At 70.1% G+C, this 21907-nt stretch carries 21 protein-coding genes and 1 pseudogene; 11 read left to right on the forward strand and 11 right to left on the reverse strand.

The genetic code is table 11. The annotated features are described in order from the left end of the window. The first annotated feature begins 30 nt into the window (after positions 1-30). On the forward strand, positions 31-1263 hold the full coding sequence (locus ACFQ6X_RS05995) for an SAV2148 family HEPN domain-containing protein (RefSeq protein WP_383176561.1): 1233 nt from the start codon (positions 31-33) through the stop codon (positions 1261-1263). A 77-nt stretch (positions 1264-1340) separates the two neighbouring features. Next, complete coding sequence (locus ACFQ6X_RS06000) at positions 1341-2054, forward strand: 3'-5' exonuclease (protein WP_383176564.1); 714 nt, start codon at positions 1341-1343, stop codon at positions 2052-2054. An 80-nt stretch (positions 2055-2134) separates the two neighbouring features. On the opposite strand, the gene ACFQ6X_RS06005 is transcribed toward ACFQ6X_RS06000, so the two are convergent. The 6 genes from ACFQ6X_RS06005 to ACFQ6X_RS06030 all read right to left on the reverse strand — a co-directional run bounded on the left by ACFQ6X_RS06005 (position 2135) and on the right by ACFQ6X_RS06030 (position 6435). Continuing rightward, complete coding sequence (locus ACFQ6X_RS06005) at positions 2135-2491, reverse strand: DUF4333 domain-containing protein (protein ID WP_383176567.1); 357 nt, start codon at positions 2489-2491, stop codon at positions 2135-2137. Positions 2492-2590: 99 nt separating this feature from the next. After that, positions 2591-3103, reverse strand: a complete 513-nt coding sequence (locus ACFQ6X_RS06010; RefSeq protein ID WP_383176569.1) for a hypothetical protein — start codon at positions 3101-3103, stop codon at positions 2591-2593. Between the two features lie 61 nt (positions 3104-3164). Beyond that, positions 3165-3662 carry a hypothetical protein gene (locus tag ACFQ6X_RS06015; protein WP_383176572.1) on the reverse strand — a complete coding sequence of 166 codons (498 nt, stop codon included), beginning with the start codon at positions 3660-3662 and terminating at the stop codon, positions 3165-3167. 58 nt (positions 3663-3720) lie between these two features. After that, positions 3721-5067, reverse strand: coding sequence for a hypothetical protein (locus ACFQ6X_RS06020; RefSeq protein WP_383176575.1), 1347 nt, complete (start codon positions 5065-5067; stop codon positions 3721-3723). Continuing rightward, entirely contained in the window at positions 5064-5471 is a 408-nt protein-coding gene (locus tag ACFQ6X_RS06025) for a hypothetical protein (RefSeq protein WP_383176583.1), read from the reverse strand. Before ACFQ6X_RS06025 ends, ACFQ6X_RS06020 begins: the two co-directional genes overlap by 4 nt. Positions 5472-5568: 97 nt before the next feature. Then, a complete protein-coding gene (locus ACFQ6X_RS06030; protein WP_383176586.1) occupies positions 5569-6435 on the reverse strand; it encodes a phosphotransferase in 867 nt (288 codons plus the stop codon). 125 nt (positions 6436-6560) lie between these two features. Here ACFQ6X_RS06030 and ACFQ6X_RS06035 point away from each other — a divergent pair, with 125 nt between their 5' ends. From ACFQ6X_RS06035 to mgt, 4 genes and pseudogenes are all read left to right on the forward strand, one after another. After that, a complete protein-coding gene (locus ACFQ6X_RS06035) occupies positions 6561-7499 on the forward strand; it encodes a carbohydrate ABC transporter permease (protein WP_383176589.1) in 939 nt (312 codons plus the stop codon). Next, on the forward strand, positions 7496-8335 hold the full coding sequence (locus tag ACFQ6X_RS06040; RefSeq protein ID WP_383176592.1) for a carbohydrate ABC transporter permease: 840 nt from the start codon (positions 7496-7498) through the stop codon (positions 8333-8335). The genes ACFQ6X_RS06035 and ACFQ6X_RS06040 overlap by 4 nt, the downstream gene beginning before the upstream one ends. Then, positions 8335-9639 carry an ABC transporter substrate-binding protein gene (locus ACFQ6X_RS06045; RefSeq protein WP_383176595.1) on the forward strand — a complete coding sequence of 435 codons (1305 nt, stop codon included), beginning with the start codon at positions 8335-8337 and terminating at the stop codon, positions 9637-9639. Before ACFQ6X_RS06040 ends, ACFQ6X_RS06045 begins: the two co-directional genes overlap by 1 nt. A 17-nt stretch (positions 9640-9656) precedes the next feature. Continuing rightward, positions 9657-10893, forward strand: a pseudogene (gene mgt / locus ACFQ6X_RS06050) (macrolide-inactivating glycosyltransferase). A 75-nt stretch (positions 10894-10968) separates the two neighbouring features. Here mgt and ACFQ6X_RS06055 read toward each other — a convergent pair. Then, on the reverse strand, positions 10969-13272 hold the full coding sequence (locus ACFQ6X_RS06055) for an MMPL family transporter (protein ID WP_383176598.1): 2304 nt from the start codon (positions 13270-13272) through the stop codon (positions 10969-10971). Positions 13273-13643: 371 nt separating this feature from the next. On the opposite strand from ACFQ6X_RS06055, the gene ACFQ6X_RS06060 reads away from it, so the two are divergent. The 5 genes from ACFQ6X_RS06060 (at position 13644) to ACFQ6X_RS06080 (ending at position 18134) form a co-directional block, all read left to right on the forward strand. Further along, positions 13644-14846 carry a S8 family peptidase gene (locus tag ACFQ6X_RS06060; protein WP_383176601.1) on the forward strand — a complete coding sequence of 401 codons (1203 nt, stop codon included), beginning with the start codon at positions 13644-13646 and terminating at the stop codon, positions 14844-14846. A gap of 80 nt (positions 14847-14926) precedes the next feature. Next, positions 14927-15475 carry a DUF1697 domain-containing protein gene (locus tag ACFQ6X_RS06065; protein ID WP_383176604.1) on the forward strand — a complete coding sequence of 183 codons (549 nt, stop codon included), beginning with the start codon at positions 14927-14929 and terminating at the stop codon, positions 15473-15475. Continuing rightward, positions 15468-15851, forward strand: a complete 384-nt coding sequence (locus ACFQ6X_RS06070; protein WP_383176607.1) for a DUF4440 domain-containing protein — start codon at positions 15468-15470, stop codon at positions 15849-15851. Before ACFQ6X_RS06065 ends, ACFQ6X_RS06070 begins: the two co-directional genes overlap by 8 nt. A gap of 539 nt (positions 15852-16390) precedes the next feature. Next, positions 16391-17308 (forward strand): S1 family peptidase, encoded by a 918-nt coding sequence (locus tag ACFQ6X_RS06075; RefSeq protein WP_383176610.1) that lies wholly within the window; start codon positions 16391-16393, stop codon positions 17306-17308. Positions 17309-17501: 193 nt separating this feature from the next. Continuing rightward, positions 17502-18134: a DsbA family protein gene (locus ACFQ6X_RS06080; RefSeq protein WP_383176613.1), complete on the forward strand. Its 633-nt coding sequence runs from the start codon at positions 17502-17504 to the stop codon at positions 18132-18134. A gap of 9 nt (positions 18135-18143) precedes the next feature. Here ACFQ6X_RS06080 and ACFQ6X_RS06085 read toward each other — a convergent pair whose 3' ends face one another. The 4 genes from ACFQ6X_RS06085 to ACFQ6X_RS06100 are packed head-to-tail and all read right to left on the reverse strand — an operon-like array spanning position 18144 to position 21718. Next, positions 18144-18902 carry a sirohydrochlorin chelatase gene (locus ACFQ6X_RS06085; protein ID WP_383176616.1) on the reverse strand — a complete coding sequence of 253 codons (759 nt, stop codon included), beginning with the start codon at positions 18900-18902 and terminating at the stop codon, positions 18144-18146. Between the two features lie 6 nt (positions 18903-18908). Then, positions 18909-19787 (reverse strand): ABC transporter permease, encoded by an 879-nt coding sequence (locus ACFQ6X_RS06090; RefSeq protein WP_383176619.1) that lies wholly within the window; start codon positions 19785-19787, stop codon positions 18909-18911. After that, positions 19774-20565, reverse strand: a complete 792-nt coding sequence (locus ACFQ6X_RS06095) for an ABC transporter ATP-binding protein (protein ID WP_383176622.1) — start codon at positions 20563-20565, stop codon at positions 19774-19776. The genes ACFQ6X_RS06090 and ACFQ6X_RS06095 overlap by 14 nt, the downstream gene beginning before the upstream one ends. A 37-nt stretch (positions 20566-20602) precedes the next feature. Then, positions 20603-21718 (reverse strand): aliphatic sulfonate ABC transporter substrate-binding protein, encoded by a 1116-nt coding sequence (locus ACFQ6X_RS06100; protein ID WP_383176625.1) that lies wholly within the window; start codon positions 21716-21718, stop codon positions 20603-20605. Positions 21719-21907 lie beyond the last annotated feature (189 nt).

Genomic DNA, 21907 nt, shown 5'->3' on the forward strand with positions numbered 1-21907 from the left:
GTTGGTGGGGGAGTGGAAGGCGGTACGCGGGTGAGCTCGGGCGGGTTCGAGCTGCCCCCAGGTGACGCAGGTCACGAGGGGGAATCGACCGATGCCCCGCCAGGGGCGGTGTCCCTGGCGCAGCCCATGGAGATCGGTGCGGAACTGGACTGGGGCGCGGACGCCTGGAACGAGGTGCGCACACGGGCGCAGCGCGCCGGGCGGGCGTACATCTGGCTGAATCTGGTGGAACAGCGGCTGCGTGCCGTCGTCGCCGCCGTGATCCGGCCGATCTACGAGCCGGTGCACGGCGAGGACTGGGTGGTGGCCGCGGCGGGACCCGCCGGGCAGGAGTGGGTGCAGCGCGCCGTCGCGGTTCGCGAGGTCTCGCGCCGCAAGGGCTATCTGCTCGACCCGGCCGACGACAACGTCCTCAGCTTCCTCACGCTGCCGCAGCTGCGTGAGCTGATGGTCCAGCACTGGCCCTGCTTCGAGCCGTACTTCGACGACCGCCGCGAGGTGGAGCTCGCGCTGGACGAGCTGGAGGTGGCGCGCAACGTCGTCTCCCGCAACCGGGCGCTGAACGAGGCGGTCCTGGCCCAGGCGGAACGCGCCTCCGCCCGGCTCCTGGAGATCCTCGGCAGCGGCGCGGCGGTCCCGTCCGCCGACCGGCTGCCCGTCGACGCCGTCGAGGAGCTGGTCGGCGACCGGTACGCCGACGTCGTCTCCGTCCACCCGGACCGGGTGCGGCTCCAGCGCCAGCTGCCCGCCGAGGACCTGTTCGGCGGCGCACGACGGCTGGACGCGATCGGCATAGGGCTCAACCTGCTCGTGCAGAACTTCTCGGGGCGCAGGCTGGTCCGCCTCGCCGAGTCGGGCTGCCGGGTCCGGCTGCTGTTCATCAACCCGGCGAGCAGCGCGGTCAAGCGCCGGGAGCGGGAACTGGGCCTCAAGAAGGGCGAGCTGAGCCGCTCCGTGGAGATGAACATCCTCCACATGCGCCGGGTCCGCTCCAAGCTCCGCGATCCGGGCGCCTTCCAGATCCATGTCTTCGACGAGACGCCGCGCTTCACGGCCTACCTGGTGGACGGCGACGGGCCGGACGCCGTGGGGGTCGTCCAGCCGTATCTGCGGCGCGCACGCGGCATGGAGGCGCCCGTGCTGGTGCTGCGGGGCGGCGGGCGCGCGGTCGTCCGGGCGGGGCAGGACAGCGAGCACGGCCTCTTCGAGACGTACCGCGAGGAGTTCGAGTCGGTGTGGACGGACTCCAGGCCGGTCTCCTGACGCTCCACCCGCGTTGTCAGTGGTGCGTGCGAAGGTGGTCGTCACTTGGGGGAAAGCACCACTGAAGGAGGTACGGGATGAGCTGGATCAGCGGCCCGTTGATGTCGTTCGACCTGGAGACCACGGGGACGGATGTCGAGACCGACCGGATCGTGACGGCAGCGGTCGTCCGGCTGGAGGCGGACGGATCCGTCTCCGAGGAGCGGACCTGGCTGCTGAATCCCGGTGTGGCCATACCCGAGCAGGCATCGGCGATCCACGGCATCTCGACGGAACGCGCCCGGGAGCACGGGCTGCCGGCCGCCTCCGCGATCGAGGAGATCACCCGGGCGGTCGCCGACGGGCTGCGCTCGGGGACGCCGCTGGTGGTGATGAACGCGCGCTACGACCTGTCCCTGCTCGACCGTGAGTGCCTGCGGTACGGGGTCGAGTCGGTCAGCGAGCGGCTGGGCGACGCACCCTCACCCGTCATCGATCCGTTGGTGATCGACAAGCACGTCGACAAGTACCGGAAGGGGAAGCGGGCCCTCCACGCGCTGTGCGCCCACTACGGGGTGTCGCTCGACGACGCGCACGACGCGAGGGCGGACGCCGTGGCCGCCGCCCGCGTGGTGCGACGCATGGGGGAGAAGCACGAACCCGTCGGAGTGATGCCGCTGGAGGACCTGCACGGCCTCCAGGTGCACGCGGCGGCCGAGCAGTCGCTGTCCCTGCAGGCCTATCTGCGGCGCACCGCGGATCCCGCGGCGGTCGTCGAACCGGCCTGGCCGCTCATCCCCCGGATGCGATGACTCCGGCGGTCACCGCTGTCCGGGAGAGAGCCTGTTCGCCGGTGTGAACGACCCGACGCGTGGCCGCGGAGGGCCGGAGGTCAGTTCGTGGCCGGAGAAGCCGTGTCGTCGGCCTTGATGTCGAAGTTGATCTGCTTGCCCTCGACCGAGGTGACCTTGACCGACACACCCAGCGTGCTGCCGTCCTTCGCCGTGAGCGTGCAGCGGGTGGTGGTGCCGACCTTCCCGGCGAGGTCCTCGGGGCAGGTGATGTCCGGCTTCGGCTGGCCCGTCGTACTGGCGAGCTTCTCGGCGACCGTGTCCGCCAGCTTGTCCGAGGACAGCTTCGGATCGGAGCTTCCGACGCTGACCGACCCCGAGCAGCCGACGAGCAGCACGCCGGCTGCCGCGGCGGAGAGGCTCCATGTCGCTGCTGTGGTCAGGCGGGCTATGGGCATGGGGGGAATCCATTCCGGGTGATCAAGAGAGGAAGATGCCGGAATCATACGCGGCACCGTACTGCCGGGAGGTCGCCGGAGATGCCGACGGCCGCCCGCTCAGAGCTTGCCGAAGATCACTCCGCGCCAGGTCCAGCCCGCTTCGACGGCGGTGTTCCGCAGGGGGCCGGTCAGCTGTGCGCTGTCGAAGCTGAACGTCTCCGTCGCTTCGAGGCGGCCGTTCTCCCCGCGTTGGAGCGACCACCGGCGGGAGACGGTCCTGCCCGCGCCGCGCCCGTACTCCGCCGAGGTCTGGAGCCGCGGGGGATTCCCGACGCGGGTGACCTCCCACTGCTCCTCGATGGCACGCACCTCGGGGACGTCCTCGGCCAGGCGCATCCGGATCCGGATGGCGTGCGTGAGCTGGGACCCGATGAAGAAGGTCTGCCAGGCGGGCTCGGCGATCCGCCACTCCGCCACCAGATCGGCGCCGTGCGCCGCGCCGTCGCTGATGATGTAAGGGACATCGGGCGCGTTCAGACCGAGCAGGGCTGCCCGCAACTCCTCGGCCGGTCGTGGCACGACCCCGTCCTCGGGGCGCTTGGTTCCGGTCAGCATGTCGAAGAATCCCATGAGGTCAACCTATGAGGGGTCGGATTGCGGGTGCAAGGAGGGGCCGTCCCGGTGGGACGCCCTAGGAAGCCGCGTCGGTGTCCGGGCGGACCGTGCGCACGAAGTCCCGGAAGTCCTCCAGGACGGCGAGGTGCTGGGACGCGGTCACCGTCAGGATCAGACGGATCACCGCCCGCTTGCTCGGATCCGTGACGTCCAGTAGGGACAGATAGACCTGCGACTGCACCAAGTCGCGGAGCGAGCCGCCGGCGACGGCCGAGACGGCCAGGGTCTGGGTGAGGCCCGGAGCGTCCTCGGAACCGACCTCGCGGCGTTCCACGACCTCGACCGACGCGGCGGACCGGCGAAGATTCTCCACCGATTCGTCGGCGATCTCGGGGAGCGTCGCCTCGTCCGGGCGGAACTCGCCGTCGATCGTGATGTTCGCGGTGAACCCCTCGTCCGGATGCGGGTGCAGCGCGACGAACGCCGAGCCCGACGCGCCCACTCCGTCCGGTGGTGTGGCGCGCCAGCCGTCCGGCAGTTCGAACGCGATCGGTACGGGCAGGGTGGTGGTCATCCCGGTCTCTCCTTACGGCAACGGTGTGCTTACGGCAGCGGGTCCGCGGGTGCGAGTGTCAGAAAATGCTGCCGATCCCGTCGCCTACCCAGTTCGCCGCGTCTCCCACGGCCCCGGCCGCATCGCCCACGGTATCGACGACCTTCCCCGGGTCGACGGTGAACTCGAAGCCCACGGCGCCACCGAGGCCGGGGGAGAGGCCCACCTTCGGGCCGAAGTGCCATACGCCGTTGGCGTCCTTGCTGGCGTTCAGACTGGCCTCCGCGCCGGGACCGGCCCAGCCCTCGGCCGTGACACCCGCGCCGATTCCACCGATGTCCGCGCCCGCGCCGACACTGCCCTTCGCACCGGCGAAGGCCTCGGCGCCCACGTTCACCCCGTCCAGGCCCGCTTGCGCGTTGACACCGGCCTCGGCGCCCGCCATGGCCTCCGCCCGTCCGTACACCCCGACGGGGCCGGCGTCGGCGGTGCCGTTGGCCGAAGCCTCGCCGCCCGCGAAGGCACCGGCCTCGGCCTGGGCGCCCTCATTGGTGATGCCGGCGGCCGCCGAGGCCTTGGCCCCCGCATAGGCTTCGGCTTCTCCGGCCAGCTTGAACGGACCGTTGGTCAGCGAGCCCTCCGCCTTGGCGCGGCCTAGGTCGGCGTGCGCCTCGGCCTCGGCCAGCTTCCCCTTACCGATGTTCGGACCGCTCGCGTCCGTCCCGACCCCCGGTCCGGAGGCCTCGGACTCGCCCTCGGCGACCCACCCGTCCTTCTTGCCGGGCTTGGGGTCGGGCTTGCCGGCCTTGGCCAGATCGCCCTCGGCCTGCGTGTTGAACCCGCCGATGCCGATACCGTCGAAGGAGACATCGCTCGTCGCGCGGGACAGCGCCCGCTTCACGCTCTGGTCGGCGGCGTCGACGGCCTTGACCGCCTTGGCTATCTCGTCGGTCCAGCCCTGCGCCTTCACCCGGGCGTCGGCCAGCAGCCGGCCGTGATCGGGGTCGTGGTTGAACGCGAACCGCTCCTGCGTGGAGAGGTTGTCGTACCCGACGTAGGTCGCCTTGCCGGAGCTGTCGACCTTGTATTCCTTCTTCTCCGCGTCCTCGACCAGGTCCTTGACCGCCTTCTGCAGGCGGGTCAGCTCGGTCTGCGCGTCCGTGAGCAGGCTGGCTATCGCCAGCGCCTCCGTCTTCGCCGCCCCGAACTCGAAGGCCGTGGCCGCCGCGTTGTTCTGCTGGGCGCCGAAGGCCTGGCCCTGCCAGTTCCCGTTGGCAAGCACGCCCTGCACGTTCTGCTCGTAATTGGTCTTCAGCTCACCGAAGCGCTCGCCCATCTTCTTCCACGCCCCGGACACGTCCGCGAGGCAGGACAGGTCGGCCGTCACCACGTCCTGGTAGTTCAGCGTCATGGTGGTGCCCGTCACATCCCGTCGAAACTGCTGGGGAGCCGTATGGAGTTCGCCTGGGCGCCGGTGGCGAGGTCCTGGTTGTGGAGGATGTTCTTCGCACCCTTCAGCCCGTTCAGTTCCTGCTGCAACCGCGCCATCAGCCGGTTCGCCTGCCCCTGCCAGGCGCCCAGCGCGTCGGAGACGCCCTGGTCCGAGGCCCAGGCGGAGAGGCCCTTCAGCCCGGTGTCCTGCTTGATGAGGGGGCTCGGGGGAGCCGTGGACGGGGCGAGGAAGGGCGTCCGCACCGCTCCACCGCCGGCCGCCATGCGGCCGGCTGCCTGGGTGTCGGGCATCAGGTGTTCTTCCATGTACGTCGACGCGCGCTTCTTGTCGCTCGCCGAGCTCGCGAGCTTCTGCTCGCCGCCTTGTCCGGTTCCCATGGGCAACCCCCGTTGCAATCGCACCTGTTCGGCCTCACGGCCAAGAGGCATAGTACGGAAGGATCACCGGGCACCGGACGGGCACCCCCGGGTTGTTTCAGAAGGGGAACCAACGGACCTCGGGATCGTCCTCGCGCAACGATGCCACCCTGCGCCGGAATTCCGCCAGCGCCTTCGGGTTGTCCGGGGCGTGCTGGGAGACCCAGGCGCAGCTGGCCGTTTCGCGGGCGCCGCGCAGGACCGCGCAGCCTTCCCAGGTGCGGACGTCCCAGCCGTAGGCCTCGGTGAACGCGTCGTACGCCGCCGCGGGCAGGCCGTACCGGTCGCGGGAGAGCGCGAGGACCACCAGGTCGTGCTCACGCAGATCGGCGGAGAAGGTCTCCAGATCGACCAGCACCGGCCCGTCCGGGCCGACATGGACGTTGCGGGGCAGCGCGTCGCCGTGGACGGGGCCCGGCGTCAGGTGCGGGGCGAGTGCGGCGGCGGCCTTCGCGAAGCCGTCGCGCCGGCCGCGCAGATAGTCGGCGTCGGCCGGATCGATCGCCTCGCCGGCGAGCCGCAGCCAGCGCTCGACGCCGCCGAGCAGCTCCCGCCGCGGCAGCGTGAAGCCCTCCGGGGCGGGCAGGGCGTGCACCTGGGTGAGCAGGGGAGCCAGATCCTGCGGCTCGGTCGGGCGTACGGCCTCGGGGAGCCGGTGCCACAGCGTGACCGGGTGACCCAGGGCCATGCGTACGCCCGGTTCCGCGGCCCGTACGGCAGGCACCCCCGAGGCGGCGAGCCACTGGGCGACGGCCGTCTCGCGCTCGGCGCGTTCCCGTAGTTCCGGGTGCAGCGTGGCATCCCGGCCGACCTTGGCCACCAGGTCGCCCACGGCGAACACCGCGTTCTCGCCCAGCGCGAGCAGCTCCGAGCCGCCGGGCAGCCCGGCGGCGGTCAGTACCTCGCGCGCACGCAATTCGTCCATGGCCCGATTTTCGCATCCGTGCAGGCCACCTTGACGAACGGACGGCCCGTCAGCACGATGACGGAGGCCGCCCGATCGGCCATACAGGTATGAAACCGATCCAATGATGTGAAGGGGTCGTATTCATGACATTGGCGACCGCAATGACGCGGTCCGGGCGCGAAGGTCCTCGGAACGGACAGGGTAGAAGGGGCAGACGGGACGGGGCTTCCTGGTTCCTGGTGCTGCCGGCGCTGATACCGATCCTGATCCTCAGTGTCGGGCCCCTTCTGTACGGCATCGCGCTGGCCTTCACCGACGCCCAGTCCGGCCGTACCCGCTCCACGCAGTGGATCGGCGGACTCAACTTCCAGGACCTGCTGCACGACACCCTGTTCTGGGACTCCTTCCGGATCGGTCTGCTGTGGGCCGTCGGCGTCACGGTCCCGCAGTTCGTCCTCGCACTCGGCCTCGCCCTGCTGCTCGGTGCGAACCTGCGGATGCGCTGGCTGGCCAGAGCGCTGGCGATCATCCCCTGGGCGATGCCCGAGGTGGTCGTCGGCATGATGTGGCGCCTCGTCTACAACCCCGACGCGGGCATCCTCAACGAGACCATCCGCGACCTCGGCCTCGGCGACGGCAGGGACTGGCTCACCGGACTCGCGACCGCCCTGCCCGCGGTGATCGTCGTGGGCATCTGGGCCGGCATGCCGCAGACCACCGTCGCGCTGCTGGCCGGACTGCAGAACACCCCGCACGAACTCCACGAGGCGGCGGCGCTCGACGGTGCGGGAGCCTGGCGCCGGTTCCGTACCGTCACCTGGCCCGCGCTCAAGCCGGTGGCGCTCGCGATCACCGCGCTCAACTTCATCTGGAACTTCAACTCCTTCGCGCTGGTCTATGTGCTGACCAGCGGAGGTCCGGGAGGGCGAACCCGGCTTCCCATGCTCTTCGCCTACGAAGAGGCGTTCCGTTACGGGCAGTTCGGCTATGCCGCGGCAATGGGCTGCGTGATGGTCGCGGTGATCTCCGTGATCCTCGCGTTCTATCTCGTCGGCCGGCTCAGGGGAGGGGACGACGCATGAGTCTGCGAACCGGCCGGACCGCACGGGCGGGGCAGTACGCCGCCCTCCTGTGCTACCTCGTGTTCCTGGCGTTCCCGTTCCTGTGGCTGATCTCGACCGCGTTCAAGCCGCCCCGCGAGCTGGGGTCGCTGCATCCCACGTGGATCCCCGAGGCGCCGACGCTGGACAACTTCCGGCAGGCCTTCGACGAGCAGCCGCTTCTCGGGGCCGCCGCCAACTCGCTGGTCACCGCGCTCTCGGCGGCAGTCATCGCGGTGGTCATCGCCACGCCCATGGCGTACGTGATGGCCCGCCACCGGGGCAGGCTCTCCAGTGCCGCCACCGGATGGGTCGTGGTCAGCCAGGCGTTCCCGTTCGTCCTGGTGATCATTCCGCTCTTCCTCGTGCTCAAGAACCTGCATCTGATCAACTCGCTGTGGGGGCTGGTCATGGTCTACGTGGTGTGGTCGCTGCCCTTCGCGCTGTGGATGCTGGCCGGTTACGTGCGGGCCGTGCCGCCCGAACTGGAGGAGGCCGCCGCCGTCGACGGGGCGGGCAAGGTGCGGATCCTGATCTCGGTCACCGCCCCGCTGCTGGCACCCGGAATCGTCGCCACCGCACTCTTCGCGTTCATCACCGCATGGAACGAGTTCTTCTTCGCCCTCGTCCTGCTCAAGACACCGGAGAAGCAGACCTTGCCGGTCGTACTCACCCACTTCCTCGGCGCGGAGGGCGCGGCCGACCTCGGGCCGCTCGCCGCCGCCGCGTTCCTCGCCACCCTCCCCTCCCTCGTCCTCTTCGCGGTCATCCAGAAGCGGATCACGGGCGGACTGACGGCCGGGGCGGTGAAGAACTGATGCGCGCGCCCACCGTGACGAGGGCCGCCGCCGCCGTTGCCACCGCGTTGGTCCTCCTGCTCAGCGGCTGTTCGGGCGACGGCGGCCGCGGCAGGGACGCCGACGGCACGATCCGGCTGAGCTTCCAGTCGCTCGCCTGGCAGAAGGAGTCCGTCGACGCCAACAAGCAACTGGTCCGGGAGTGGAACGCGACCCACCCCGACATCCAGGTGGACTACGTCCAGGGGAGCTGGGACAACGTCCACGACCAGTTGCTCACCTCCTTCGAGGGCGGTGAGGCGCCCGACATCATCCACGACGCCTCCGACGACCTCGCGGACTTCGCGTACGGCGGCTACCTCGCCGATCTGCGCACCCTCCTGCCGGAGCGGCTGGCCGCGGACATCCCACGGCAGTCCTGGCGGACCACCACTTTCGGCGACGGTGTCTACGGGGTGCCGTTCCTCCAGGAACCCCGGGTCCTGATCGCCAACACCGAGATCCTCGAGTCGTCGGGGGTACGGATCCCGACCCCCGAGAAGCCGTGGAGCTGGCCGGAGTTCCGGCAGATCACCGGGAAGCTCACGCAGAAGGGGAGGTACGGAGTCGCCTGGCCGCTCAAGGAGCCGGTCTCCGTCACCCTCAACCTCGGCCTCTCCGCCGGGGGGCAGCTCTTCCACCACGGGGCGGACGGCAAGGTGGCCATCCGCTTCGAGGACGGCGACCACGTCATGCCCGGCACGGTCCAGGCTCAGGTCAACACCGACCGCAGCGCCGCCCGCACCGCGCTCGGCATGAGCGGCTCGGACACCCTCCCAGGCTTCTTCGGCGGCAAGTACGCCATGGTGCCGCTCGGGTTCTCCTACCGCCAGCAGGTCGTCGAGCAGGCCCCGGAGGGCTTCGAGTGGACGGTCCTGCCCGCCCCGGCCGGCAGCGACGGGCTCGCCCAGGGTGTGAGCCCGCAGACGCTCTCGGTGGCGCAGGACAGCGCCCACAAGGAGGAGGCCGTGCAGTTCATCGACTTCCTGCTGCGCCCGCAGAACATGGTGCGCCTCGCCCGGGGCGACTGGATGCTGCCGACCGGTACGAAGGCCCTGGCCGACCCCGCGCTGCACACCGCCGAGAACGGCTGGGCAACCGGCACGGCACTCGCCCGTGCGCTGCGCCCTGCCCCCGCGCAGTCGGTGCGCGGCTACCCCGAATGGAAGGACAAGGTCGCCACCCCCGCACTCCAGGAGTACTACAGCGGGGCGATCGACACGGAGGAGCTGAAGAAGCGCCTGGTCGAGGACGGGAATCGGGTGCTGGCCCGGTACCAGCGCTGAACCGGACCCCCAATAGACTGGACGAGACGTATCGTCTCGTTTACGCTTGCGGACATGACTTCGACCCCGCGCGCCCATATCGCCATGTTCTCCATCGCCGCCCACGGGCACGTGAACCCGAGCCTGGAAGTGATCCGGGAGCTCGTCGCCCGTGGGTACCGCGTCAGCTACGCCATCCCGGCCTCCTTCGCGGACAAGGTCGCCGCCACCGGAGCCGAGCCGGTCGTCTACACCTCCGTGCTGCCCACCGAGGAGAACCCGGAGGACTGGGGCACGGAACTCATCGACAACATCGAGCCGTTCCTGGAGGACGCCGTGCAGGCTCTTCCCCGGCTCGCCGAGGCCTTCGCCGGCGACGAACCGGACCTGGTCCTGCACGACATCACCTCCTACCCGGCGCGGGTCCTCGCCCACCGCTGGGGCGTCCCCGCCGTCTCCCTCTGGCCCAACCTGGTCCCGTGGGAGGGGTACGAGAAGGAGATCGGCGAGCCGATGACCGCCGGGCTCAAGGAGACCGAGCGGGGCCGGGCCTACTACGCGCGCTTCGAGGGCTGGCTCGCGGAGAACGGCCTGGGGGACGTCTCCTCGGACGACTTCGTCGCCCGGCCGCGCCGTGCCGTCGTCCTGATCCCCGAGGCGCTCCAGCCCCACGCCGACCGGGTGGACCACAGCGTGTACACCTTCGTCGGCGCCTGCCAGGGCGAGCGTGCCGACCAGGGCGAGTGGAAGCGCCCCGCCGGCGCCGGGAAGGTCCTGCTGGTGTCGCTCGGATCGTCGTTCACCGACGAGCCGGAGTTCTACCGCGAGTGCGTCAAGGCCTTCGGTGACCTGCCGGGCTGGCACGTCGTGCTCCAGATCGGCACACATGTCGCCCCGTCCGCACTCGGGGACGTACCGGCGAACGTCGAAGTGCACTCCTGGGTACCGCAGTTGTCCGTACTCAAGCAGGCGGACGCCTTCATCACCCATGCGGGCGCCGGCGGCAGCCAGGAGGGGCTCGCCACCGGCACCCCGATGGTCGCCGTCCCGCAGGCCGTCGACCAGTTCGGCAACGCGGACATGCTCCAGGCGCTCGGTGTGGCCAGGCACCTTCCCAAGGAGGAGGCCGACGCGGCGTCCCTGCGGGCCGCCGTGCTCGCCCTGGTGGACGACCCGGAGGTGGCCGAGAAGCTCGCCCGGGTACGGGAACGGATGGCGGGGGAGGGCGGCACGAAGCGGGCAGCCGACCTCATCGAGGCCGAACTGCCCGCCTGATTCCGGACGCGTCCGGACCGTGCCGTGCCCGGGTCCGACGCGGCCGGACCGTGACGTTGTTGTTCCCTGGGCCGGTCAGACCGTGACGCGCTCCGGCTCGTCGTCCCCGCGCACCGCGGGCGCGGCGGCCGGAGCGGCATCGGCCAGGGCCGACTCGTCGTGGGTCAGGTCCGGCAGCCAGCGCAGCCACCTGGGCATGTACCAGTTGCGCTCGTCGAGCAGCGCCATGACCGCCGGGAGCAGCACCCCGCGGATGATCGTGGCATCGATCAGTACGGCGGCGGCGAGGCCGACGCCCATCTGCTTCATGGACTGCATGGACAGGGTGCCGAAGATGGCGAAGACCGCGACCATGATGACCGCCGCACTCGTCACGACGCCCGCCGTCGACACCACTCCGTGGGCGATGGCGTCCCGGGTCGTGCGGCCCTGCATCCGGGCCTCACGGATCCGCGACACCACGAACACGTGGTAGTCCATCGAGAGTCCGAAGAGGATCACGAAGAGGAACAGCGGCAGCCAGGAGATGATCGCGCCGACCCCCTCGGCGCCGACGAGCGAGGCGCCCCAGCCGTGCTGGAAGACCGCGGTGAGGATGCCGTAGGCCGCGCCCACCGAGAGCAGGTTGAGCAGGATCGACGTCACCGCGATCGTCAGCGAGCGGAAGCAGAGCAGCATCAGGACGAAGGCGAAGACGATCACGAAGGCGAAGACCGGGACGACCGAGCCGACGATCTGGTCGTTGAAGTCCTTCGAGCCGGCGACCTGGCCGGTGATGGGTGCCTCGACCCCCTCGGCCTTGAGCAGGGTGTCCGGCCGCACGTGGTCGCGCAGCAGGTCCAGGCTCTTCTCCGCCTTCTCCTGGTCGGAGCCCCCGACCAGCGGGACGGAGATGATCGCGATGTTCTCCGCGTCGTGCGTCACCATGTCGACGGGGCCCTTGGAGGCCCCCGAAGCGACGGCCTGGCGGCGGAATTCGGCCAGTGCCTCACGTACCGGGGCGGCGCTGATGTCCTCGGCCTTCACCACGACCCGCGCCGGGTCGGCGCCACCGGGGAACGCCTCGTTGAGCCGGTCGTACGTCTGCACGATCGGCAGGGAGTCGCCGAACTCCTGGTCCAGGGTGAGGTTCTGGGTGTTCATGCCCAGGGCGGGCAGGGCGATGGCTGCCAGTGCGCCGGCCGCCAGGACCAGCGAGGTCCACGGCCTGCGGAGTACGGAGCCGAGCACGGCACGCCACACGCGGCTCTCGCCCCGGCCGCTCCCGGAGCCCTTGCCGCGGGAGCGCTTGATCCGGTCGATGAACGGCAGCCGGCCCTTGTCGACACGCTCACCCAGCAGGGAGAGCAGCGCGGGCAGCACCGTCACCGAGCCGACCATCGCCACCGCGACGACCATCAGTGAGGCCAGGCCCATCGCCTCGAACTCCGCGATCCCGGTGAAGAGCATGCCCGCCATCGCGACGCACACCGTCACGCCGGAGACGATCACCGCACGCCCACTGGTCGCCGCGGCGATCATCAGGGCCGTTCGGGCGTCGCGCCCCGCTGCCCGCTCCTCACGTTCACGGCGCAGGTAGAACAGGCAGTAGTCGACGCCGACCGCGAGGCCGACCAGGAGCATCACCGAGTCGGCGGTATCGCTCATCGGCTGGACATGGCTGACCAGGGCCATCAGTCCCATGGTCGCGATGATCGCCGTCATGGCCAGGGCCACCGGCAGCAGTGCGGCGACCAGCGCCCCGAAGGCGATCAGGAGGATTCCCAGGGCGACGGGCACGGCGGAGAGTTCGGCCCGTTTGAAGTCCTCGCCGAACGCGTCGTCGAAGGTCTTGTTCATGCTGGCGTCGCCGATCTCCTCGATCACCAGCCCGTCATGCTCCCCCTGGACCCTCTCGACGGCGGTGAGGACGGGCTCGATGCGCTCCGTCGCCGTCTCCCGGTCGCCGCTGATCTCGAACTGGACGAGCGCGGTCCGCCCGTCGTCGGAGATGGACTTCGAGTCGTAGGGCGAGGTCACCCCGGTGACCTCGCCGGTGGCCTCGACCGCCTCGATCACCGAGTCGACGGCGGCGCGGACCTCCGGTGCCGTCGCCTTGACCGAGGCGTCCTCCGCCTGGATCAGCACCGTCTCGTCGACCGAGTTCTTGAGCCCCGCGCTCTCGGTGATCTGGACCGCCCGGCTCACCTCGCCGGACATCGCGTCACTGTCCTTGACGTCGACCCGGCCGGCAGCCGTGCCGAGTCCCATCGCCAGAACGACGAAGAGCACCCAGATGCCCACGGCCGCCCACCGGTGCCGCGCACTCCAGCCACCCGCTCGGGCGGCGATGCCGCGTACCCGCGGCGTTCCCGTGCGCGCCGAATCCGTTTTTCCCATGACGGGACAGCCCCTTCGTGAGCGACGCCGGCGGGGTGCCACCGTCTCCACTTCGAAGCTATGGGCGGAATAAAGGCCGCTCCTCCTGCTCCCTGGTGAGCCGGTGCGAGGCATTTCTCCTCCTTGCGGGGTGGGTGGATCCCCGAGGAGGAGGATGCAAGCCCCTTACATGTAAAGGCGGTTGGGTCCCGGTTGCCTGGCCCGCCCGGGAGGTGCTGTGTGTTTTATGTCGAAAGTCTGGTGACTGCGTGACGGCTGCATGAAGGTCTTGATCTGGGCGCGTCAATCGAGCAGGGTTTCGAGGCAACCCCCGGAGATCTTCCGGCCGAGGGTCAATCCCCCCACAAAGAATGACGAGGAGAGCCCTCTTCATGGCAATTCACAAGCGCGCACGCCGGATCAAGCTGACCGCCGCGATAACCGCCGTGGCGGCCGCAGCCGGTGTCACCCTGATGAACACCTCGTTCGCCGGAGCCGCTCCGGCTCCCGCCCTGGGCACCGTCTACGGGGCCGACGCGGCCACCGCCGTCTCCGGCAGCTACATCGTGATGCTGGACCAGAAGGCCGACAAGGCGGAGCTCGCCAAGGAGTACGGCGGCAAGCTGAAGCGGAACTACAGCTCGGCCATCAACGGCTTCTCCGCCAGCGGTCTTTCGGAGACCGAGGCCAAGCGGCTCGCGGCCGACCCGGCCGTCTCCAAGGTCGTCCAGAACAAGAAGTTCAGCATCAACGCCACGCAGGACAACCCGCCGTCCTGGGGCCTGGACCGGATCGACCAGACCGAGACCGCGGGTGACAGCGCGTACACCTACCCGGACGCCGCGGGCGAGGGTGTCACGGCCTATGTCATCGACACCGGTGTCCGTGTCACGCACACCGACTTCGAGGGCCGTGCCACCTCGGGCTTCGACGCGGTGGACAACGACGACGACGCGAACGACGGCAACGGACACGGCACCCACGTGGCCGGCACGATCGCGGGAGCGGCCCACGGTGTCGCCAAGAAGGCGAAGATCGTGGCCGTGCGCGTCCTGGACGACGCCGGCTCCGGCACCACCGAGCAGGTCGTCGCGGGCATCGACTGGGTCACCGAGAACCACCAGGGCCCGTCCGTCGCCAACATGAGCCTCGGCGGCGGAGCGGACCCCGCCCTCGACGCCGCGGTCCAGAAGGCGATCGCCTCCGGTGTCACCTTCGCGGTGGCGGCCGGCAACGAGTCGAGCGACGCGGGCGAGGGCTCCCCGTCCCGCGTCCCCGAGGCCATCACGGTCGCCTCGTCCACCGAGGCCGACGAGCAGTCGTCGTTCTCCAACTATGGTTCCGTCGTGGACATCTACGCTCCCGGCTCGGACATCACGTCGGCCTGGAACGACAGCGACGACGGCACCAACACCATCTCCGGCACGTCCATGGCGACCCCGCACGTCGTCGGGGCCGCCGCCGTCTACCTCGGCGGGCACCCGGACGCCACCCCGGAGGCGGTCGCCACGGCGCTCACCGAAGGGGCCACCCCGGACGCGATCTCCAATGCGACCGAGGGCACGGCGAACAAGCTCCTGAAGATCGTCGAGTAACAGGTTACGCAGGCCGCCGCGCCCTCCCCCACGGGGCGCGGCGGCCGTCACCGGCAGGAAGACCGAATTAAGGTGGGGGCATGAGCACGATGTACGCGGCGCTGCTGCGCGGGATCAACGTCGGCGGGCACCGGAAGGTTCCGATGGCGGAACTCCGCACGCTGCTCACGGAACTGGGGCACGGCGACGTCGCCACCTACCTCCAGAGCGGGAACGCCGTCTTCAGCAGTGCGTCGGGTGACGAGACGACCCTGGCCGCGGAGCTGGAGAAGGCCATCGAGTCACGGTTCGGGTTCTCGGTGTCCTGTCTGGTGCGCCCCGGCCCCTATCTGGCCGCCGTGGCCGACGCCTGCCCGTTCCCGGCCGCCGAGCTCGAGGGCAGGCAACTGCACGTCACCTACTTCGACGGACCCGTCGACCCCGCCCGTTTCGCCCCGCTCGACGCGGCCGCGTTCCGCCCCGAGGAGTTCCGGCTCGGCGAGCGTGAGCTCTATCTGTACGCCCCCGAGGGACTCGGCCGCTCCAAGCTGGCCGAAGCCCTCGCGCGGCCCGCCCTCAACAAGGGCCTCATCGGCACCACTCGTAACTGGAACACAGTGGTCAAACTCGTGGAGATGACGCGTGACTGAGCCTTCGCCCGCCGTGGCCGCTGCCATCGAGGGCGAGCTCCGCCTCCTCGACCCGACGGTACGGGCCTCCGCGGATCTGATGGCAACCCTGCTGCACCCCGGATTCCGGGAGATCGGCACCAGCGGCCGTCTGTGGGACCGCGACACGATCATCGCGGCACTGACCGCCGACGACGCGTCCACGCCCAGCCCCCTGACCGCTTCACGGATGCGGGGGGAGCAGCTCGCCGCGGATCTGGTGCAGCTCACCTTCGACACGGAGTCCAAGGGGCTGCGGTCGCACCGCAGTTCGTTGTGGAGGCTGACCGGAAACCGCTGGCAGCTCTACTTCCACCAGGCCACCCCGTTCATCGACGACCCCTTCGCCGAGATCTGAACGCACCGTACCGCCGTGCAGCACAGGCCGGGGCGGGCCCGCAAGAGTGCCGCCCCGGTCTGATGTCTGCACCGGAACCGGCCGATTCTCGCCGGAGGGGATGATTCCGGCCACCTGGATCGCCTGGGCAATTCGGCGGTAAGCCGTCCGAACGGGCGAGGCCGGTCCGGCCCCGGTCCGGGCCCCGGAGGCCGTGCGTCCACCGGCTCCGCGGACCTTGGCGGCGTGTGTGATCGTGACGCCCGCCACGGTGAGCCGGGGTGCGGCCCATGGTTCACGGTTTGCTGCAATTCACTGCGGGTGTCCGTTCGGTGAGCGGACGCGGGCGTTCGGGGGCCACCTGGTCGCGTACCGGAGTTCACTGCCCGTTCTCCGGTGCCGAGTCCGGAAGGCGACCTTGCCACCGGGCCAAGTGGAGTCAAGGATTCAGGGCGTGCGGTTGGCAGGTCCACGACCAGAACCCACTGGTCCGGGACAGTCGCACGCTGTCGGTCCGCCCACCCAGCGGACCGTGGATCCCCCCATCAATGGAGGATGTTGTGACCTTCAAGCGCTTCGCCCCCCTCGGCACCATCTCCAGACACGCCCGGCTCATCGCCGTGACCTCCGGTCTGGTCACCGCCGTCGCGCTTGCCGCACCGACCGCGGTCGCCCAGGCGACACCGGACACCACCGTGACGAAGGCCGAGCTCGCCGACGCCAGTTCCGCCGTGCGCGGCGCCGACGTCGCCGGTACGGCCTGGTACACCGACGCGAGCACCGGCAAGGTCGTCGTGACCGTCGACAGCACGGTGAGCGCCACCGAGATCGCCACGCTCAAGGAGACGGTCACCGACTCCGGCGCCCGGATCTCGGTGAAGCACACCGAAGGAACCTTCAACAAGCTCATCGCGGGCGGCCAGGCCATCTACACCGGCGGCGGCCGCTGCTCCCTCGGCTTCAACGTCCGCAGCGGCAGCACGTACTACGCGCTGACCGCCGGTCACTGCACCAACATAGGCAGCACCTGGTACACCAACTCCGGGCAGACCACCGTCCTCGGTTCCACCGCGGGCTCCAGCTTCCCCGGCAATGACTACGGGATCATCCGGCACTCCAACTCCGCCAACGCCGACGGCCGGGTCTACCTCTACAACGGCAGCTACCAGGACATCACCTCCGCCGGCACCCCCACGGTCGGCCAGGCGGTGAAGCGCAGCGGCTCCACCACCGGCGTGCACAGCGGCACGGTCACGGGCCTCAACGCGACCGTGAACTACGGCGGCGGCGACGTCGTCTCCGGTCTGATCCAGACCAACGTCTGCGCCGAGCCCGGCGACAGCGGCGGCTCCCTCTTCGCGGGCACCAAGGCGCTGGGCCTCACCTCGGGCGGCAGTGGCAACTGCTCCTCGGGCGGCACCACGTTCTTCCAGCCCGTCACCGAGGCGCTGAGCGCCTACGGCGTCAGCGTCTTCTAGGACGTCACAGGCGTCCGGACCCACGGACGTACGCACCACCGACCCGGCTCACCCCGACGGGCCGCGCCTCCCGGCGCGGCCCGTTGCCGCATCCGCTCCCCGGCAGCCGGCGGAACGGCGCGCCACAGTGGCCCATCCCGCTGATGGCCGATTGGCCCAGGGGAGCGGGCCACTGGCTCCTTAGGCTCGTTCCATGAGGACACACACAGACGCCGCGACGGGCAGAACAACCGTCGACTTCTACTTCGATCCCGCCTGCCCGTTCGCCTGGATCGCCTCCCGCTGGATGCTGGAGGTCGAGCGGGAACGCGACATCGAGCTCCGCTTCCACGTGATGAGCCTGTACCTGCACAACATCGGCAACGAACTCCCCGGCTGGTACCGGGAGCTGGTCGACAAGTCGATCGGGCCGGTCCGGGTCGCGGCCGCCGCAGCGGCGGACCACGGGGACGGTGTCCTGCGCGACCTCTACACCGGGCTCGGCACCCGTATCCACCAGCAGAAGAACGAGGACTTCGACGCGGTGACCGCCGAGTCGCTGGCCGAGCTGGGGCTGCCCGCCGGCCTCGCGTCCGCCGCGCACTCCCCGGCACACGACGAGGCCGTGCGCCGCAGCCACGACCGCGGCAAGGACCCGGCTTCGGACTCCTACGTCGGAACACCCACGATCCATGTCGACGGCACGGTGTGGTTCGGCCCGGTCCTCAACTCGATCCCGCGCGGCGAGGAGGCGGCGCGGCTCTTCGACAGCTTCCGCGTCCTGGCCGGCCACGCGGACTTCTTCGAGCTCAAGCGCACCCGCACCGGCAGCCTCGACTGCGGCTGAGCCGACCCGCTACGCGCTGAGCGATGTCACCCGGGCTGCCGGGACGGACGCCTCGTCGTACCGGTTCAGCAGCAGCCGGGCGAGCGTCGGCGAAGGGCCCAGCACACCGGACAGCACATCGGCCCCGGCTTCCTCGGCGCCCGCGGCGATACGGTCCGGGAGCCGGCCGGGCGCGATGACGTACGGGGCCACCGCCACCCGCCGTACACCGTCGGCCCGCAGGGCCCGCACCACATCGGCGGTGCGGGGAAGGGATGCGGAGGCGAACGCAGGCCGCACGGCGCACCAACCGGTGTGCCGCAGCTCCCGCGCGATTTCAGCGATCACTGCGATCGCCTCCGGGTCTGTGGAGCCCGCCGAGGCCAGGACGAGCCCGGTCGAGCGCTTGTCGGCGGGGGAGACCCCGGCCTCGTGCAGCCGCTGCTCCAGCGCAGCGTTCAACAGCGGCGACGGGCCGAGTACCTCGGCCTGACGGATACGCAGCTGCGGCAGCCGGGTCCTGGCCTCGTGCAGCACCGACGGGATGTCGGACTTGGCGTGGAAGGCCCGCGTCAGCAGCAGGGGAAGCGCGACGACCTCGCCCGCACCCTCCGCGGCCAGGCGTTCCAGCACCCTGGGCACGGACGGGGCGTTGAACTCCAGGAAGCCCGTCTCCACGCGCAACCCCGGCCGCAGCGACCGCACCCGCGCGGTGAGCGCGTGCACGGTCGCCGCGTGCCGCGGATCGCGGCTGCCGTGGGCGATGACGAGAAGGACAGGGGCAGACATGGAGACTCAGCTCTTCACGAGGAGACCGCGGCTGCGCAGCACCCGCCGCTCCAGCGGACTGAAGATCAGCAGGTCGATGGCGATGCCGACGAACAGGATGAGGAGGATGGCCAGGAAGATCCCCGGCATGTCGAAGTTGTTGCGGCCGTTCTCCAGCAACTGGCCGAGTCCCAGACCGAGATCCGGCGACGACGCGATGATCTCGGCGGCCATCAGCGAACGCCAGGAGAACGCCCAGCCCTGCTTGAGACCCGCCAGATAGCCCGGCAGGGAGGCCGGCAGGACGATGTGCCAGGTCCCGCGCAGCCCGGTCGCACCGATGGTGCGGCCCGCGCGCAGGAACAGCGGCGGCACCTGGTCGACGCCGGAGACCAGTCCGTTGGCGACGGACGGCACCGCGCCGAGCAGGATCACCGCGTACATCGTCTTGTCGTCGAGGCCGAGCCAGATGATGGCCGGCGCCACCCATGCCACGGAGGGCAGGGACTGCAGCCCGGACAGGATCGGTCCGATCGCCGCGCGGACCACCTTCACCCGCGCCACCAGCAGACCCAGCGGGGTGCCGATCACGACGGCCATCACGAAGCCCAGCAGACCGCGCGACACGCTGGTCCAGATGACCTCCAGCAGCGTCCCCTGCGCCCACATGTCGGTCAGGCTGTGCCAGACGGCGGCGGGCGGCGGCAGCTTGTAGTCGTCGGTGACCTTCGCCCAGACCAGCAACTGCCAGACGAGCACCACCAGCACGACCGCGAGGACCGGCGGCAGGACCTTGTTGAGCAGGATCTCGCGGGCCGGAGTCCTGCGCACCTGTACGGCGTCGAGCGCGTCCAGGCCCGCCTCGAGACCTGCCAGGTCGTCGGCCTTCGTTTCAGTGCTGGCCATGACGGCGGATCTCCCCACGCAGTTGTTCGGTGATCTCGACGGACAGCTCCGCCACGGCGGTGTCCTCGATACGGCGCGGCTGCTCGATGTCGACCGTCCACTCACGGGCGATCCGGCCGGGCCGCGACGACAGCAGGATGACGCGCTGCGCGAGCCGTACCGCCTCGCGCACGTTGTGGGTGACGAAGAGGACCGAGGCGTTCGTCTCGCGCCAGATCCGGGTCAGTTCGTCGTGCAGCACGTCGCGGGTGATGGCGTCGAGCGCGGCGAACGGCTCGTCCATCAGCAGCAGCTGGCTGTCCTGGGCGAGTGCCCGGGCCAGGGCCACACGCTGGCGCATGCCGCCCGAGAGCTCGTGCACCCGCTTCCCGTACGATCCGCCGAGCCGTACGAGTTCGAGCAGACGCTCCGCCTCCGGGCGGCGGTCCGCCTTCGGGACCCCGCGCAGGCGCAGGGCCAGTTCGATGTTCTTGCCCGCGGTCAGCCACGGGAAGAGGGCGTGCTCCTGGAACATCAGGGCCGGCCGCCCGCCGGGGGTCTCGATGGACCCCGCGGTCGGGCGGTCGAGTCCCGCGACCAGGTTGAGCAGCGTCGACTTGCCGCACCCGGAGGCTCCCAGGAGGGTGACGAACTCGCCCGGAGCGACATCGAGCGTGATGTCGTCCAGGACGAGCTGCTGCCCCGTCGGTCCGGCGAAGGACTTGGAGACGTGCGTGATACGAGCGGCGTGCTCGACCGCTGCACGGTCCTCGGCCTTGGTGAGGGTGGTGGTCGCCATGGTCGTCACCTCCTGGGGAATCCGGGTACGGGTCGGGTTACTTGACGCCGAGACCGGCGTCGGCGACCTCGGGCTGGCCCGCGGCCTTGAGGATCTTGTTCAGCGGCTTCAGGTCGTAGATGCCGTTGAGCTCGGGCTTCTCCAGAAGACCGGCCTCGACCGCGTGGTCCGCCTGCGCCTGGAGCGTCGCGGCCAGCGGGTCGTCGGTGATCTGGATGGACTCCCACGCGGGGTCGAGGACCTCGGCGGGCAGCTCCTTGCCGCTGAGCTCCTTGAGCGCGGCGTTGGCCGAGGCCTTCGCCTCGTCCGGGTTGGCGGTGATCCACTTGTTGGTGTTCACGGTGCCGCGCAGCACTGCCTCGACGACATCGGGGTGCTCGGAGAGGAACTTCTGCGACACGATGATGTTCGTGATCACGAACTTGTTGTCGGGCCACAGCGTCGACTCGTCGAGCAGAACCTTCCCGCCCTCGGCGACCAGCTTGGACGCGGTCGGCTCCGGGACCCAGGCGCCGTCCAGGGCACCCGACTTGTAGGCGTCCGGCGTCACCTTGTTGTCCGAGCGGACCACGGAGACGTCGCCCTTGCCGCTCTGGGCGTCGACCTTCCAGCCCTTTTCGGAGATCCAGTTGAGGAACGCGACGTCCTGGGTGTTGCCGAGCTGCGGGGTGGCGATCTTCTTGCCCTTGAGATCGTCCAGCGTCTTGATCTTCTTCGGGTTGACGACCAGCTTCACTCCGCCGGACGCCGAACCGCTGATGATCCGCAGGTTCTTGCCCTGGGACTTGGCGAAGCCGTTGATCGAGGGGGAGGGGCCGATGAAGCCGATGTCGATCGAACCCGCGTTGAGCGCCTCGATCTCGGAGGGCCCGGCGTTGAACGTCGAGGGCTTGACCGTGGTGCCGCCCAGCTCCTTGGCGATCAGGCCTTCCTGGATACCGACCAGGGCGGTGGCGTGCGTGAGGTTCGGGAAGTAGCCGATCTTCACGGTGTCCGCGGAGAGCTTCTTTCCGTCGGCGGAGACGTTCGACTTCTGTGCGTCGTCGTCCTTCGCCTCGGAGCCGTAGCCGCAGGCGGTCAGCGCCACGGCGAGCAGCGGCAGAGCAGCGGCAGCGGCGAGGCTGCGGCGGAGAGTGGTACGGGGGGCAGACACGGGAGGCTTTCCTCTCGTTGGCCCGGTACTCACGTCCCCCGGAAGTCCGGGGACGCGGCCGGGAGGTCGGCAGGTCTTCGTCTGAACGGGTGGTGCGGGCGGAGCAGCTGGTGCGAGCGGGCGCGCAGGCAGTGCGCGTACGTCATCACGCACATCGCCCGACCCCGCCCTGGCCGCTGCCGAGGGCGC

Source organism: Streptomyces sp. NPDC056452 (assembly GCF_042796085.1).
Lineage (GTDB): Bacteria > Actinomycetota > Actinomycetes > Streptomycetales > Streptomycetaceae > Streptomyces.